Source organism: Micromonospora olivasterospora, from assembly GCF_007830265.1.
In the GTDB taxonomy this organism is placed as follows: Bacteria; Actinomycetota; Actinomycetes; order Mycobacteriales; family Micromonosporaceae; genus Micromonospora; species Micromonospora olivasterospora.
This window is the reverse complement of sequence record NZ_VLKE01000001.1, coordinates 202,388-217,012: the sequence shown is the minus strand read 5'-3', so window position 1 is coordinate 217,012 and position 14,625 is coordinate 202,388. Positions and strand designations below refer to the sequence as shown.

Here is a 14,625-nt window from a genome sequence, read left to right as displayed (position 1 = left end):
CCATGAGCCGCAAGCCCATGGCACGCCCCGGTGGCCGCAGCACCCGCGTCCAGAGGTCGGTCCACGACGCGGTGCGCGCCCTGCTGGCCGAGACCGACCGCGACAACCTGACCGTCCCGATGATCGCCGCTCGGGCCGGTGTCACCCCCTCGACCATCTACCGGCGCTGGGGTGACCTGCAGGAACTGCTGTCGGACGTGGCCGTCGAACGGCTGCGGCCCGAGGCGGCGCCCGACGACCACGGCTCCTTCACGGAAGATCTCGCCGCCTGGGCCGAGTCCTTCCTCGACGAGATGTCCTCACCACCGGGGAAGGCCTACATCCGGGACGCACTGCTCGGCGATCCCGACGGCACCAACGCCGGGCAGTGCTCCGCCTACGCCGCAGAGCAGATCAACATCATCCTCGCCCGCGCCACCGAACGGCAGGAACCGACACCGCCCCTGGAGGCGGTCATGGACCAACTGGTCGCGCCGATCATGTACCGCATCCTGTTCCGCCCCGACGGCCTCGGCGAAGCACACCTGCGCACCCTGATCGACCGGGCGACCAACGCCGGCGGTCAAGAGGGGTGAAGTGAGGTTGGACCGGTAGCTCCCGATTCGACCCGGCCACGGACGGCACCTGCGACGAGACCACGGCCGACGTTACGGAGATCCACACGTACGACACCGCAGACCGCTTGACCGACGTCAGCTGCCGGGTCCGCCGCGCCCACCGCTGCGCCAGCACGGGCACCTGCTCCCGGAACGTCCGCTGCGAACAGGACCCCGCCGCGCAGACCAGCCGGCGAACCCGTGCATGCACGATCACTGCCCGCCCGCCGACCGGGAGATCAGCCAGCTGCCGCTGATGATAGGCGTGGACGCGGTCGCTGAGCTGCCCGCACTGCGGGCAGGCCTCCGGCGTCCCCGCCGTTCGGGCCGCGACCTGCACGACCTCTCCTTGATCGATCACCTGCTCGATGACCAGCGAAGACGGCCCGGGGAATACCGACTTGGTCACGTCCCACCGGAATCATGATCACCTACAACACCGGCGACTCAGGACGGTGCCCACCACCGTTTCGGTGCCAGAGCCGACCTTCCGACACATCCACATGAAGACCACCCTGGACCTACGGCCGGTGTTGCACCGCCGCGAGGACCGCATCCGCGCCCACATCCTGCTGCGCTGGCTCGCGCTGCTGCTCATCCGCGTCGCCGAGACCACCACCGGCAACCCGCCCTCTTGACAACCGATCCTCGATAGGGAATCAGCGGTCGACGAGTGTGGTCTCGAACGAGTAGAGGTCGGGTCGGTATACGTGGTTGCAGTACTCGACGATCCTTCCGGCACTGTCGTAGCTGGTGCGGCTCATGGTCAGCAGAGGCGCGCCACGTGCCTGGCGGAGGAGGCGCGCTTCGTCGCCTTCGGCGCGCCTGGCTCCGATGCGTTGACGGGCGACTTGCATATGGACGCCGTGTTGGCGCAATGAGCCATACAGTCCGCCGTTCTCGAGGTCGAACGACTCCAGATCCGCAACCGTTGCCGGGATGTAGTTGGTCATGATGGCGAGCGGTTCCTCGCCGATGAAACGTAGCCGCCTCAGATGCCAGACCTTGTCGCCGGAGTCGAGCGCGAGGGCCGTGCACGCCGGTTCATCGGCGACGATCCGCTCCAGGCGCAGGATTTCGCTGCGCGGATCCTGGTTCGCCGAGGCAAGGTCATCGTACAGGCTGGTGAGCCCGACCGAGCGACGCACCTTGCTCTGTACGACCTGCGTGCCCACGCCCCTCTTTCGCACGACCAGGCCCTTGTTCACCAGCGTCTGGATCGCCTGTCGCATGGTGGGGCGCGACAGGCCCAACTCTGCGGCAAGCGTGACCTCGTTCTCGACCTTCTCGCCCGGGGTGAGCACGCCCTGATTGATGGCGGCCTCGATCTGCTCGGCCACCTGGAAGTACAGCGGGATCGGGCTCGAGCGGTCGACGACGATCTGGAGCGGGTTGGTCACGGGTGCAGCATACCGGCTGGCATCCAGAAGTCCTTATGTAAGGACAAAGCTTGACAGCGGCGGGGGCGGTCGGTGAGACTTGCGATCGTGCCTGAATGTAAAGACAAACACGTCGACCAGTACGACGTCGTCACTGTAGGGCGGATCGGCGTCGACCTGTACCCCGAGCAGTCCGGAGTCGGGCTCGACGAGGTGGAGACATTCCGCAAGTTCCTGGGCGGCAGTGCCACCAATGTCGCGGTTGCTGCGGCCCGGCTCGGCAACCGGGCGGCGGTCGTCACGGGTGTCGGGGGCGACCCGTTCGGCTCCTTCGCCGTCCGCGCCCTGGAGCGCTTCGGCGTGGCGACGGAGTTCGTGAAGACGGTGCCGGACCTGGCGACGCCGATCACGTTCTGCGAGCTGTTCCCGCCCGACGACTTCCCGCTGTACTTCTACCGGGCGCCTGTCGCGCCGGATCTGATGATCGGGGAGGACGACCTGGATCGTGCCGCGATCAGCGAGGCTCGACTGCTGTGGCTGACGGCCAGCGGGCTGAGTCGTGAGCCCAGCCGGAGCGCTCACCATGCGATCGCGCGTGCCCGGCGGGACCGGCCGGGGCTCACCGTCCTCGACCTCGACTACCGCCCAACCTTCTGGCCGTCGCCGGATGAGGCGGCGGCACGGATCGCGGAGCTGCTGCCCTACGTCGACGTTGCTCTCGGCAACGCCCAGGAGTGTGCGGTCGCCGTAGGCCCCGGGAGTCCGGACGAACTGGCGGCCCGCCTCCACGAGCGCGGCGTCGAACTCGCGATCGTGAAGCAAGGGCCGGATGGCGTGCTCGGTTCGCGAGCCGGCGACGTCGTCCACGTCGCCGTGACGCCCGTGGCCGTGGTCAACGGACTCGGGGCGGGTGACGCGTTCGGCGGCGTCGTATGCCACGGGCTCCTGCACGACTGGGAACTCGCGGAGATGCTCGAGATCGCCGGTCGCGCCGGGGCCCACGTGGTCGGTCGTCTCGGATGCGCCGACGAGATGCCGGTGCTCGCCGATCTCCTTGCGCCAACCCCAGAAGCCTGATTCGGACGGAGTGAATATGACGGTGGTAGGACCTGATGAAGTGCGCGATCTCGTTCGCATGCGCGCGGTGGATCCGGGGCGGATCAAACAGCTCCTCGCCCAGCGCGCCATGCCGCAGCTCTGGCGGAGTAGTGAGAAGCGACTGATGATGGTCGCCGCCGATCATCCGGCGCGTGGTGCGTTGGGCGCCGGCTCCGACGCTCTGGCCATGGCGAACCGGGTCGGCCTGCTCGACCGACTCGTGCGTGCGCTTGCGCACGATGGTGTCGACGGCGTCCTCGGCACCGCGGACGTGATCGAAGACCTTCTGCTGCTGGGTGCGCTCGAAGGCAAGGTCGTGATCGGCTCGATGAACCGTGGTGGCATCGCCAACACGTCGTTCGAGATCGACGATCGATTCACCGGCTACTCTGCCGACGCCATAGCCGCGGGCGGACTCCAAGGCGGGAAGATGCTGCTTCGCATCGATCCGGAGGACCTGGCGACGCCTTCGACCCTCCACGCGTGCGGCGCAGCCGTCGACGACCTGGCCCGGCACGGTCTGATGGCGATGATCGAGCCCTTCATCTCCCGGCGGGCCAACGGACGGCTGGCCAATGACCTGAACGTGACGGAGGCTATCCGGGCGGCCACGATCGCGGCCGGCCTCGGCTCCACCTCGGCGTATACGTGGTTGAAGCTGCCGGTGGTAGCCGACATGGAGGCCCTGCTGTCCTCGACGACCATGCCTGTGCTGTTACTCGGCGGCGAGGTGGGGCCGGACCAGGCCGCGCAGTTCGACTCCTGGTCCGCAGCGCTCGAGAGTCCGAACGTGCGTGGCTTGGTCGTGGGCAGGTCGATGCTCTACCCGGCCGACGGCGACGTCGAGTCGGCGGTCGACGCCGCGGTGAGGATGCTCTGATGGCGATCGAGACGACAACGTACGACCACATCATCGGCGGCAGCAGGTACGCAGGACAGGGCGATCGGGTCGCGGACGTCTATGACCCGGCGACGGGTGCGACGATGCGCCGGGTCAGACTCGCCTCGGAGGCTGATGCCGACGCCGCGGTGGCAAGCGCCGCCAAGGCTTACGAGTCGTGGGCGGAGGCGTCGGTCACGGCACGTTCCCGGGTCATGTACGCGTTCCGCCAGCTCCTCGTCGAGCATGAGACCGACCTCGCGGAGGTGATCTCCGCCGAACACGGGAAGACGATCGACGACGCGCGGGGAGAGGTCGTGCGCGGACGCGAGGTGGTGGAGTTCGCGTGCGGAGTCCCCGAGCTGCTCAAGGGCGAGTACAGCGATCAGGTCTCGACCGGTGTGGACACGTTCACGTTCCGGCAGCCGCTCGGCGTGGTGGCCGGGATCACTCCGTTCAACTTCCCGGCGATGGTCCCGTTGTGGATGCACCCGATCGCGATCGCCACGGGCAACACATTCGTCTTGAAACCGTCCGAGCGGGTACCGGGCGCTTCCGACCTCATCGCTCGCTTGTACGCCGAAGCGGGACTACCGGCCGGCGTCTTCAACGTGCTTCATGGTGACCGGGTCGCGGTGGATGCGTTGCTGAGGCACCGGGACGTCGCCGCGGTCTCGTTCGTCGGGTCGACGCCGGTGGCCCGGTACGTCCACCAGACCGCCAGCGCGGCGGGGAAACGGGTACAGGCGCTGGGGGGTGCGAAGAATCATGCGGTGGTGATGCCCGACGCCGATCTCGACCACGCGGCGCGCCAGATCCTCGCGGCCGCCTACGGCTCGGCGGGCCAGCGATGCATGGCCATCTCGGCCGTTCTCGCGGTCGGTGGCATCGCCGACGAACTCGTCGCGAAGCTCCGTGACCTCACGCTCGGCCTGAGGGTGGGCCCCGGCACCTCGCCTGACTCCGACCTCGGGCCGGTGATCTCCCCGGTTGCCCGTGACCGCGTCGTCGGGTACGTCGACCAGGCGGAGCGGGACGGCGCCGACGTGGTGGTCGACGGGCGAGGCACGACGGTTCCAGGCCACGACGAGGGCTTCTTCGTCGGTCCTACCTTGCTTGATCGGGTCTCCAGCACGATGAGCGCGTACCAGGACGAGGTGTTCGGGCCGTTGCTCTGCGTCCTGCGGGTGCCGAGTCTAGGCACGGCGTTGGAACTCGTGAACGCCAATCCCTATGGCAACGGGACGGCGGTGTTCACCGCCTCGGGTGGGGTTGCCCGGACCTTCCAACGGCAGGTCAAGGCAGGGATGGTCGGTGTCAACGTGCCGGTGCCCGTCCCGATGGCGTTCCACTCCTTCGGTGGATGGAAGGACTCGCGTTTCGCCGACCACCACATCCACGGGCCCGAGGGCGTGCGGTTCTACACCCAGGCCAAGGTCGTCACCACGAGGTGGCCGGAACGTGCAGACAGGGGCAGCACCGGCTTCGCCTTCCCCACTGCCAGCTAAGTAAAGACATAAGAACAACTTATTGACAGGATGACAAGCGGTGTCGAAGAGTGAGCCATCGACACGAGGCCCTGGCGGCTTCGAGCAGTTCCTGTGATCTCGGCACACATCCAAGGAGTGACATGTTGAGAATCAAGCGACCCGGGGCCCTGGTGGCGTTCATCGCGGCCAGCGCCTTGATGCTGAGCGCCTGCGGATCGGACGACGGATCCGGTGACGGAGCCGGCACGAGTGAGGGGAAAACGATCGGACTGGCGATGCCGTTCCTCTCTCAGGAGGGCTATGTCGTTCAGCAGAAGCTGACCCTGGCCGAGGCGAAGGACGCGGGCCTGCGCCTGCTGGAACCGACCGATGCCAAGCAGGACCCGGGCCGGCAGATCACCGATGTGCGAACGCTGATCACCAACGGCGCCGAGGGTCTCATCGTGGTCCCGATCGACTCCGACGCGATCGCGCCCGCTCTCGACTATGCGAAGGACAACGACGTGCCCGTCGTAGCGACGGACGTCGCGCCGTCGAATGGCAAGGTGGCCATCACCGTCCGAGCAGACAATGCGCTCATGGGCAAGTCGGCGTGTGAGGAGATGGGCAGGCTGCTGAACGGCGCGGGCAAGGTGCTCGAACTCCAAGGTGACCTGGCCAGCATCAACGGCCTCGATCGGACCAACGGCTTCAACGACTGCATCAAGGAGAACTTCCCCGGCATCGCCGTCGTGTCCAAGCCCACCCACTGGAACGCCGACGAGGCCGCCAACCAGACCCAGTCGGTGATCAGTGCCGACGACGACATCACGGGTATCTACGTGCACTCCGACTGCGGCCTGCTGCCGTCGGTGATCAACGTGCTCAAGGGTGCGCACAAGTTGACGAAGGCCGGCGAGCCGGGGCACATCTCCATCGTCTCCATCGACGGCTGCCCCTTCGGTCTCGACCAGATCCGGCAGGGATACCTGGACGCCACGGTCTCGCAGCCGATCGACAAGTACGCCGAGTACGGCATCGACTACCTCGCCCGAGCGATGAAGGGGGAGACCTTCAAGGCGGGCAAGACCGACCACGACAGCACCATCGTCGTCAACAACGGCAACCCGGAGGACCTGTTGCCCTCACCTCTCGTCACGAAGGCGAACGTCGACGACGCCTCGCTGTTCGGGAACAACGCGAACTCGTGAGCTCGATGGCGATGAAGGGTGGGCCGGGGGAGCGCGACCCCGGCCCAGCCACCCTCCATGTCGAGGCGGTCACCAAGCGTTACGGCGCCACTCAAGCGCTCGCCGACGGCGCGCTCACGGTCCGGCGGGGCAGCTCGCACGCTCTTGTCGGTCGTAACGGCGCCGGCAAGTCGACCCTGGTGTCGATCGTCTCCGGCCTGGAGTCCGCCGACAGCGGGATCGTGCGCATCGACGGCGAACCGGTGCCGCCGGTGGCCGACCGCAACGCCTGGAAGTCGCTCGTCTCGTGCGTCTACCAGCGGCCGTCGGTCGTCCCCGGCGCCTCCGTCGCGGAGAACCTCTTCCTCAACGAGCAGCCGACCACCCGGTTCGGCGCCATCGACTGGAAGCGGATGCGTCGGCAGGCTCGGGAGGAGTTGGAGCGCTGGGACATCCGGATTCCGGTGGACACCGATGTGGCAGACCTGGGGCTCGAACAGCGGCGCATCATCGAGATCGCCCGTGCCCTGAAGCGCCGCACTCCGCTGTTGATCCTCGACGAGCCGACTGCCGAGCTCGAAGGGCCTGAGATCAAGCGGCTCCTGTCGGTCCTCAATCAGCTGCGCGAGTCCGGTCTCACCTTCTTGTACATATCCCACCACCTCGCCGAGATGTACGAGGTCTGCGACGACGTGACGATCCTGCGAAATGGGCGCACGGTCGCCGCGGGAGCACTGAGCTCCTTCGCGGAGCATCAAGTGGTCGAGGCCATGGTCGGCGAGGACTCGGCAGCCCGCACCGCGCGACTCGGCGCAGCCGGGGAGCCGTCGCCGATCCTGCTCGACGTTCGTGCCCTGACCTGGCAACGAGATCTACCCGGAGTGGATCTGCAGCTGCGCGAGGGGGAGATCCTAGGCGTGGCGGGACAGGCAGGAGCCGGCGGATTCGAGCTGGCCCAGAGTCTCGCCGGCCTTCGTCCGGTCGTGTCGGGAAACGTGGCACTGCGTGGCGTGGCCCTGCCCTTCGGCCGGGTCGACGCGGCGATCAAGGCCGGCATCGGCTTCGTGCCCCAGGACCGGCACCGGAGCGGCTTCGTGGCAGGGATGTCCGTCGCCGAGAACCTCACCTTGAGCGTCCTGCCGGCACTGGGTCCGGCAGGATTCGTCGGGCGCGCTCGTCAGCGGCGTCTCGCCGCGGAGCTGGTGGACTCCTGCGGGGTGGTCACGTCCGACCTGCAGACCCCGGTCAAGGCGCTCAGCGGAGGCAACCAGCAGAAGGTGGTTGTCGGGAGGGCCCTCGCATCGGACCCGGACGTCCTGGTGCTCGAGCGTCCCACGCAGGGTGTGGACGTCGCCTCGCGTGACGCTCTCATGCACCGCGTCGAGCAGTTTGTCGCGGACGGCAGGGCCGCAATCGTCGTCTCGGACGAGATCGACGAGCTCCGCTACTGCGACCGGGTGCTCGTGATCGTGCAGAACCGCTTTACCGCCGAGTTCACCTCAGGATGGGAGGACTCCGAGCTCGTGGCAGCGATCGAAGGACTGAGTCAGCAGAACACACCCGTGGAGAACCCCTCATGAGCGCGCACACCTCGACGTCTGCCTCCGTCCTGCCCAGGCGCGAACGCGGCGGCTGGCCGGCAGCCGCAGTTCCGTTCTTCCGGAACTTCGCCCTGGTGCCGGCTCTCATCGCGGCGGTCGTGGTCGGCGCCCTGCTCAACGACCGGTTCCTGACCGCCCGGAATCTGATCAATGTGCTCCAGCAGTCCTCCGAGCTGGCCGTCATCGTCGTGGCGCTGTCGCTTGTGCTGTTGGTCGGCCGGATCGACCTGTCCTTGGAATCGACCTTCGGTTTGTCGGCCATGGTCGCAGCGTTGCTGGTGGTCCCGGCGGCGACGGGCGGGTACGGGGTGGAGCTGAACCCCGTCCTGGGCATCCTGGTAGCACTGGGCGTAGGTGTGGCGTTCGGTGCCGTGAACGGCGGCCTGATCGTGTACCTGAAGCTGAACGCCTTCGTCGCGACCTTGGCGATGATGATCCTGTTGCGGGGCCTGGTGCTCGGAGTGGGAAGCGGCAAGACCGTCTTCGGGCTGCCCGACGTCATCCTCTGGCTCGGGTCGGGCTCCGTCCTGGGGATCCCCGTCTCGGTCTACATCGCGGGCATCCTGTTCCTGAGTGTGGGGGTGTTCCTGCGCTACCACCGGATCGGCCGGGCGATCTACGCCATCGGTGGCAATCCCGACGCCGCGCGCGCCGCCGGCATCCGGGTACAGCGAGTGCTCTTCGGCATCTTCGTCTTCGGCGGGGCGATGGCCGCCCTCGCCGGCCTGATGCAGGCCGGCCGGCTCGGTGCCGTCACCGCGGTGCAGGGACAGAACCTGATCTTCACCGCCGTCGCCGCCTCGGTCATCGGCGGGATCAGCCTCAACGGCGGCCGGGGTTCGATGTTCGGTGCGCTGACCGGTGTCCTCACCCTGGGAGTCGTCTCCAACGTGCTGACCCTCTCCCAGGTGCCGTCCTTCTGGATCGATGCGGCGTACGGCGTGATCATTCTCGTCGCACTGATCATGTCCCGGTTGACCAGCGGCGAGGGCCAGACGATGTGACCCCACCCGCACACCCCGAGTTCATCGCAGAAAGGAAGCACACTCATGACCATCGCTCTGGAGGAGCGGATCCGCAGGCTCGAGTCCCATGAGGAGATCCGCCGGCTCAAGGCCCACTACGCCTACCTGTGTGACACCGGCGCGGACGCCGACCGATACCTGGAGCTCTTCACCGAGGACGGCGCCTGGATCGGCGACCACGGCTTCGGAGAGCACCGGGGTACCGAAGCGCTCAGGCGGTTCTACGCCGACTCGGCGGGGCGGATGAGTTGGGCGTTCCACGTCATCGTGGCGCCGCACATCGAGCTCAGCGAGGACGGGAACTCGGCGAAGGTCCGCTGGTACCTGTGGCAGCCGTCGACGGTCAACGGCAGAGGCGACCACTGGGTCTCGGGATGGTACGACGACACCATGCGCATCGAGGACGGTCGCTGGAAGTTCGTGGAGATGCGGCTGCGGTTCGCCACCATCGCTCCGTTCGACGCCGGCTGGAGCGCGGCGCAGTTCGGCCCGTTCGCGGCATCAGCAGCCTCATGAGCACCGACGACGAGCTCAGCTCGGCGGACCGGCTGGTGCGTGACATGGCACGTCTCGTGGATCTGGACCTGTCCGACGAACGTGCTCGGGTCGATCGAGCCCACCTGGAGTCCCTGCTACCGGCGGCGAACGAGCTGAGCCGGTTCGTCGACTCCCGGCCGCACCTTCCTCTCTACCGGGCGCCGCAGTGAGTGCGCAGACCGTCGCCGACCTCGACATCGTGGCGCTGCGCACGCTGCTGGCCAGCGGCGAGGTCAGCTCCCGGGAAGCCACCCAGGCATGCCTGGACCGCATCGAGGAACTGGACGGGACGCTCAACGCCTTCGTCCAGGTGGATCCCACCCGGGCGCTGGAGGTCGCCGACGCCTTGGACACCATGCGACGTGCCGGGCATGTGCTCGGCGAACTGCACGGCGTCCCTCTCGCGCTCAAGGACAACATCTCGCAGGCCGGTTACGTCAATGCGGCGGGCAGCGCGATTCTCGCGGGAGACGTCGCGTCGTCGGACGCGACCGTCGTCGAGCGGCTGAAGCGAGCGGGAGCGGTGATCCTGGGCCGCCTGAACATGCACGAGTTCGCCCAAGGGGTCACGACGTACAACCCGCACACCGGCCCCACCCGGAATCCGTGGGATGTCGGCCGTTCGCCGGGCGGATCCAGCGGTGGGTCGGGGGTCGCCGTCGCAGCGCGCGAGGTCTTCGGAGCCCTGGGCACCGATACCGGTTGCTCGGTCCGGCTCCCGGCGGCGTTCAACGGCGTCACCGGCATTCGCCCGACCATCGGCCGGGTGAGCAACTCCGGTGTCACGCCCCTGGCCTGGAGCATGGACACCGTAGGCCCCTTGGCGCGTACGGCCGAAGACTGCGGGACGATCCTGCGGGCGATCGCGGGACACGACTCGAAGGACCCGGCCACGTCCATGCGCCCGGTCGCGCTCCGGCCGGCTGAACCCACCAACCTTCGAGTCGCCGTGCTGGCCCCCGGCCCCGACCGGCCTACCGACCCGGATGTCCAGCAGGCGCTCGACGCGGCCCTGTCACCGTTGGGCTCCTTCAGCGCCGTCGTCGAGACGGTGCACATCGACGACCTCGAGCACGCCATCACCGCGCTCAAGGTGGTCAACATGGCAGAACCCGCCGGGACGCACGGCCGGTGGGTGCGGACCCGCGCCGACGAGTACGGTGACGACCTACGTACTCTCATGGAAGGCGCCGAGCTGTTTCTGGCGAGTCACTACATTCAAGCGCAGCGCTACCGGAGCCATCTGCAGTCGCTGCTGGACGACGTGTTGCGTAGCTTCGACGTCTTGGTGACGCCTACCGTCGAGTTCGGAGCACCCCCGCTCGGTGCGGAGGAGATCACGCTTCCGAGCGGGCAGACGGTGGACGTCATCACGGGAGTGCTGCGCTACAATGCGATCCCCTCGCTGACCGGACTCCCCGCCATCAGCCTCCCTGCCGGATTCACCGAAGACGGACTGCCGATCGGGATGCAGCTGATCGGCCGGGCCTTCGAGGAGGACCTTCTCGTGGTGGCGGCGGCGTCCTATCAACAGCTGACCTCGTGGCATGCACGATCGCCGGTGCCACACTCCTGACGGGCTTCTCCGCACGGGTCGGTGCTTCCCGCACACACAGCGCGGACGGGTGACCACGGCTGTGGCCACCCGCCCGCGCTGTGGTGGGCGCAGGTCAGATGGCGGTGAACGTAGTGGTACCCACCGACCGGGCGTCCGCCCTGGTCAGTGGCCTCTCGTCGTTGCTGGAACGGTAGGGGTCGGTCGTCTAGACCGTGCGTAGCTGGGGACCACCGGGGGGACCGGCGGGCCTTCAGATGGGCGCTGAGTGCCGCTCCGGCGTCGGTGTACGCCTGCCGGTCGGGGTGTAGGTATCGCTGCGTCGTGGTGAGCGAGCCGTGTCCGGCGATCTTCCGCAGCACATGCACCGGCACGCCCGCGTCGGCCATCCACGTCAGGCCGGTGTGCCGCAGATCGTGCCGGCGCAGATATTCGTAGCCCAGCTTCGTCACCACCTCATCCCGATGCGTGGCGTCCCGCAGTGCGGCCGTGCTGATCCGTCCACCGCGCGGACCGGCGAACAGTCGAGACTGCGGCTCGGTAACGGAGTCCAGGCGGCGAGCCACGATCGGGCGCACTTCCTCGATCAGCGGGACGCTACGTGTGGTCGTCGTGCAGGCGGCTTCGTGGCGAACTCGACCTCGTCCGGGATCGCCGCCGCTCAGCACCGGTCCCGGGTACTGCCGTTGGACCCCCGCCGAGGCGCTGCTTGACGAACCCGGTGTCGTCGGCGACAAGCGCCCCGCCGCATCGCCGATCTGCTCCACGACGTAGTCGCGTACGTCATCGCGGACCGCGTCCCGGTCCCACGCCGCGCTGCACAACATGCCCTGCAACCCGTCCGGCGAGACCTGCCCAGCCTGCTCCGCGAGGGTCCAGCCGTTACGCCGCTCCAACGGCGCCAGCAACCCCCGCACATACGCCCACGCCCGCCGCCGCGGCTCCATCCGAGTAACCGATGCGAGAACCGGAAGAACAACTCCTCCAACCCGGCATCCCACGACCCGACCAACTGCGCATCCACCACGACCAGTCGACGAACGATCAGCAGCCGAAGCCACGACCCTCCGTTGGAGTATCAGGACGATGCCGTGGGGGCGTCCGGGTCGTCCGGCGGCCTGGGCAGCCCTGAGGGCCCAGGCAGACCCGTGCCCGCCGACGAGGCAGATTCCGGCCCGGGCATCGGCGACGTATCCCCGTGGTCCCGCCGGGGCAGGTCCTCACCCTGCGGGCGGTCCGGTCCGAGGGCAGGGCCCGGCATCGGTGCTTGCCGGGGCTGACCCGGATCGCTCACCGCGTACTGCGCCGCCACCTGACTGTGACTTTCCTTGACCAGCTGCAGCAGACCACGGTCGCGCAATTCTTTGATCCGCTTACCTACCGTCTGCTTCTGTGTTTTTGTCTCGTCGGCGAGGGCTGATTCGCTGGCGGTGATTCTCCCGGCGTCGTCCATATGGTCGATCAGGGCGTTCCACAACCGCTTCAGATCATCCCGCCGGCGCATTGCGAAGCGGCCGTCGTGCTGGTCGAACACTTGCCGGGCCCTATCCCGGTTGCGCACCCACTTGCTGCCCGCGGGAAGGGCCGACAACGGTGCTTGCTGGGGCTCACCCGGATCGGTCACCCTGTACTGCGCCGGCAGGCGGCCGCGACCTTTCTGGAGCTGATGCAGCAGACCACGGTCGCGCAACGCCGCGATCCAATTATGTACCGTCGACTTCACCACCCTCTGCTCTTCTGTGGATATCGCATTGGCGAGGGCTGTCGGGCTGGCGGTGATGTTCCCCTCGCCGTCCATTTGCTCGATCAGGGCGTTCCACAACTGCCGCAGCTTTTCCGGCTGCTGCTGCGTTGCGGTGGCGATGTGTTCGGCGTGCTTGTCGAACAGCGTTCGGGCCGCATCCGGGTCGCGCACCGACCCGCCGGCCGCAGTGGGTTGGGGTTGGGGTTGGTCGGGGTGCAGTGGGGCGGTGGCGGTGGGTGGCTGGTCGGCCGGGTGCTGGAGGGTGTCGTCGGCGTGGAGGGGCACCGCTGGGGAGGGTGCGCGGGATGGTTGCCAGTCCATGTCGGGTTCCTGGTTGGTGGCCCAGGCGCCGAGGTTCCTGTTGCCGTCGTCGGGCTGATTGTCGGTGGGCGGCTGGCCGAAGTTGGTGGGTATCGCAGCACCGTGGCCGTGGGTCACATCAATGTCGGGAACCGGGCCGGTCGGCCAGGGCGATGCCGTGGGGGCGTCCGGGTCGTCCGGCGGCCCGGGCAGATTCGTGCCCGCTGGCGGGGCAGGTGCCGGCCCGGACATCGGCAGCGTGTCCCAGTCGTCCAGCCGGGGCAGGTCCTCACCCTGCGGGAGGTCCGGTGCGAGAGCAGGGCCGGGCACCGGTGCTTGCTGGGGCTGACCCGGATCGATCACCCTGTACTGCGCCGCCGCGTGACGGTGACCTTCCTGGACCATCTGCAGCAGACCACTGTCGCGCAATGCCTCGATCCGGCTATGCACCGTCGCCCGCGGTATGGATGTCGCCTCGGTGAGGTCTGACTCGCTGGCGGTGATCATCCCGGCGTCGTCCATACGGCCGATCAGGACGTTCCACAACTCCTGCAGATCATCCCGCCACTGCATTTTGAAGCGGCCGGCGTGCCGGCCGAACACTGGCCGGGCCCCGTCCCGGTTGCGCACCCACCGGCTGCCCGTGGGAAGGGCCGGCAACGGTGCTTGCTGGGGCTCACCCGGATCGGTCACCCTGTACTGCGCCGCCAGGCGACCGCTACCATTCTGGACCAGCTGCAGCAGACCACTGCCGAGCAATACCCCCATCCGATTTTGTACCGTCGGCCGCGTTGTGGATGTCGCCTCGGTGGATGTTGCCTTGGCGAGGGCTGACAGACTGGCGGTGATGGTCCCCTCGCCGTCCATACGCTCGATCAGGGCGTTCCACAACTCCCCCAGATGCCTTCGGTGCTCCGTTTCGCGGGCGATGTGGGCGGCGTGCTTGTCGAACAGCCTCCGGGCCTCATCCCGGTCGCGCACCCGCCGGCTGTCCGCAGTGGGTTGGGGTTGGGGTTGGTCGGGGTGCAGCGGGGCGGTGGTGGTGGGTGGCTCGTCGGCCGGGTGATGGGGGGTGTCGCCGGCGTGGACAGTGCCGGCGTCGGTGCGGGTCACCGCCGGGGAGGGCGCGGGGGATGGTTGCCAGTCCATGTCCGGCCCCTGCCAGGTGGCCCAGTCGCCGAGGTTCCCGCTGCCGTCGCCGGCCTGATTGCGCGGCTGGCCGGGGTCGGTGGACATCCCAGCACCGTGGGC

The 14,625-nt window shown here is 68.0% G+C and carries 14 protein-coding genes and 2 pseudogenes; 11 read left to right on the top strand and 5 right to left on the bottom strand.

Going from position 1 to position 14,625, the window contains the following annotated elements:
• Positions 1-2 precede the first annotated feature (2 nt).
• On the top strand, positions 3-575 hold the full coding sequence (locus JD77_RS00755; RefSeq protein ID WP_107074648.1) for a TetR/AcrR family transcriptional regulator: 573 nt from the start codon (positions 3-5) through the stop codon (positions 573-575).
• On the opposite strand, the gene JD77_RS35315 is transcribed toward JD77_RS00755, so the two are convergent.
• The gene (locus JD77_RS35315) at positions 478-936 is read right to left on the bottom strand and encodes a transposase family protein (protein WP_425463586.1); all 459 of its coding nucleotides are present in this window, start codon (positions 934-936) and stop codon (positions 478-480) included. The genes JD77_RS00755 and JD77_RS35315 overlap by 98 nt on opposite strands.
• Before the next feature lie 133 nt (positions 937-1,069).
• On the opposite strand from JD77_RS35315, the gene JD77_RS31730 reads away from it, so the two are divergent.
• The gene (locus JD77_RS31730; protein ID WP_170286295.1) at positions 1,070-1,234 is read left to right on the top strand and encodes a hypothetical protein; all 165 of its coding nucleotides are present in this window, start codon (positions 1,070-1,072) and stop codon (positions 1,232-1,234) included.
• A 21-nt stretch (positions 1,235-1,255) separates the two neighbouring features.
• Here the strand turns inward: JD77_RS31730 and JD77_RS00745 are convergent, their stop codons facing one another.
• Positions 1,256-1,996 (bottom strand): GntR family transcriptional regulator, encoded by a 741-nt coding sequence (locus JD77_RS00745; protein WP_145772594.1) that lies wholly within the window; start codon positions 1,994-1,996, stop codon positions 1,256-1,258.
• 72 nt (positions 1,997-2,068) lie between these two features.
• Here JD77_RS00745 and iolC point away from each other — a divergent pair, with 72 nt between their 5' ends.
• The 9 genes from iolC (at position 2,069) to JD77_RS00700 (ending at position 11,351) form a co-directional block, all read left to right on the top strand.
• Positions 2,069-3,052: a 5-dehydro-2-deoxygluconokinase gene (gene iolC, locus JD77_RS00740; RefSeq protein ID WP_246140472.1), complete on the top strand. Its 984-nt coding sequence runs from the start codon at positions 2,069-2,071 to the stop codon at positions 3,050-3,052.
• A gap of 16 nt (positions 3,053-3,068) precedes the next feature.
• Positions 3,069-3,953, top strand: coding sequence for a Cgl0159 family (beta/alpha)8-fold protein (locus tag JD77_RS00735; RefSeq protein WP_145772593.1), 885 nt, complete (start codon positions 3,069-3,071; stop codon positions 3,951-3,953).
• The gene (locus tag JD77_RS00730) at positions 3,953-5,461 is read left to right on the top strand and encodes a CoA-acylating methylmalonate-semialdehyde dehydrogenase (protein ID WP_145772592.1); all 1,509 of its coding nucleotides are present in this window, start codon (positions 3,953-3,955) and stop codon (positions 5,459-5,461) included. Before JD77_RS00735 ends, JD77_RS00730 begins: the two co-directional genes overlap by 1 nt.
• A 152-nt stretch (positions 5,462-5,613) precedes the next feature.
• The gene (locus JD77_RS00725; RefSeq protein ID WP_170286335.1) at positions 5,614-6,633 is read left to right on the top strand and encodes a sugar ABC transporter substrate-binding protein; all 1,020 of its coding nucleotides are present in this window, start codon (positions 5,614-5,616) and stop codon (positions 6,631-6,633) included.
• Between the two features lie 5 nt (positions 6,634-6,638).
• Positions 6,639-8,192, top strand: coding sequence for a sugar ABC transporter ATP-binding protein (locus JD77_RS00720; protein ID WP_211372451.1), 1,554 nt, complete (start codon positions 6,639-6,641; stop codon positions 8,190-8,192).
• Positions 8,189-9,217 (top strand): ABC transporter permease, encoded by a 1,029-nt coding sequence (locus JD77_RS00715; protein WP_145772590.1) that lies wholly within the window; start codon positions 8,189-8,191, stop codon positions 9,215-9,217. Before JD77_RS00720 ends, JD77_RS00715 begins: the two co-directional genes overlap by 4 nt.
• A gap of 45 nt (positions 9,218-9,262) precedes the next feature.
• Complete coding sequence (locus JD77_RS00710) at positions 9,263-9,754, top strand: nuclear transport factor 2 family protein (RefSeq protein ID WP_145772589.1); 492 nt, start codon at positions 9,263-9,265, stop codon at positions 9,752-9,754.
• The gene (locus JD77_RS00705; RefSeq protein ID WP_145772588.1) at positions 9,751-9,945 is read left to right on the top strand and encodes a hypothetical protein; all 195 of its coding nucleotides are present in this window, start codon (positions 9,751-9,753) and stop codon (positions 9,943-9,945) included. Before JD77_RS00710 ends, JD77_RS00705 begins: the two co-directional genes overlap by 4 nt.
• Positions 9,942-11,351, top strand: coding sequence for an amidase (locus JD77_RS00700; RefSeq protein ID WP_145772587.1), 1,410 nt, complete (start codon positions 9,942-9,944; stop codon positions 11,349-11,351). Before JD77_RS00705 ends, JD77_RS00700 begins: the two co-directional genes overlap by 4 nt.
• A 187-nt stretch (positions 11,352-11,538) precedes the next feature.
• Here JD77_RS00700 and JD77_RS35005 read toward each other — a convergent pair.
• The 3 genes and pseudogenes from JD77_RS35005 to JD77_RS00690 all read right to left on the bottom strand — a co-directional run.
• Positions 11,539-11,932: pseudogene (locus JD77_RS35005) on the bottom strand (tyrosine-type recombinase/integrase); the annotation flags it as partial.
• A 69-nt stretch (positions 11,933-12,001) separates the two neighbouring features.
• Positions 12,002-12,318, bottom strand: a pseudogene (locus tag JD77_RS33195) (transposase); the annotation flags it as partial.
• A gap of 90 nt (positions 12,319-12,408) precedes the next feature.
• Positions 12,409-14,610, bottom strand: a complete 2,202-nt coding sequence (locus JD77_RS00690) for a MarR family transcriptional regulator (protein ID WP_145772586.1) — start codon at positions 14,608-14,610, stop codon at positions 12,409-12,411.
• Positions 14,611-14,625 lie beyond the last annotated feature (15 nt).

What these genes read in the sequence shown, in the direction of transcription:
- JD77_RS00690 (WP_145772586.1), bottom strand. Translation starts at nt 14,610, where the DNA reads ATGTCCACCGACCCCGGCCAGCCGCGCAATCAGGCCGGCGACGGCAGC.
- JD77_RS00715 (WP_145772590.1), top strand. Translation starts at nt 8,189, where the DNA reads ATGAGCGCGCACACCTCGACGTCTGCCTCCGTCCTGCCCAGGCGCGAA.
- JD77_RS00755 (WP_107074648.1), top strand. Translation starts at nt 3, where the DNA reads ATGAGCCGCAAGCCCATGGCACGCCCCGGTGGCCGCAGCACCCGCGTC.
- JD77_RS00735 (WP_145772593.1), top strand. Translation starts at nt 3,069, where the DNA reads ATGACGGTGGTAGGACCTGATGAAGTGCGCGATCTCGTTCGCATGCGC.
- JD77_RS00710 (WP_145772589.1), top strand. Translation starts at nt 9,263, where the DNA reads ATGACCATCGCTCTGGAGGAGCGGATCCGCAGGCTCGAGTCCCATGAG.
- JD77_RS00720 (WP_211372451.1), top strand. Translation starts at nt 6,639, where the DNA reads ATGGCGATGAAGGGTGGGCCGGGGGAGCGCGACCCCGGCCCAGCCACC.
- JD77_RS00730 (WP_145772592.1), top strand. Translation starts at nt 3,953, where the DNA reads ATGGCGATCGAGACGACAACGTACGACCACATCATCGGCGGCAGCAGG.
- JD77_RS00705 (WP_145772588.1), top strand. Translation starts at nt 9,751, where the DNA reads ATGAGCACCGACGACGAGCTCAGCTCGGCGGACCGGCTGGTGCGTGAC.